This window comes from Cupriavidus sp. 8B, from assembly GCF_054589115.1.
Map to the genome: position 1 here is coordinate 1 of NZ_BAAILO010000495.1, position 225 is coordinate 225.

The 225-nt window shown below is 65.3% G+C and carries 1 pseudogene; it reads left to right on the top strand.

The features are described 5' to 3' along the window. Positions 1-225, top strand: a pseudogene (locus ACYP5B_RS45435) (IS5/IS1182 family transposase); the annotation flags it as partial.

Consider the following 225-nt stretch of genomic DNA (forward strand, 5'->3'; position numbering starts at 1 on the left):
CCTGGTGGTCAGCGCGCTGGTGACAAGTGCTGACGGGCATGCAGAGCGCGAAGCCGCCAAGGTCATGGTCAACGACGCCCGGCAGGTGGTCGACGATGCGAACGTGGAAGTCACCGTGGGTGCGGACAAGGGGTATGACGCGGCCGAGTTCATTGAGGCTTGCCTTGAGATGAGGGTCACGCCCCACGTGGCGCAAAACACCTCCGGGCGACGCTCGGCGGTTCC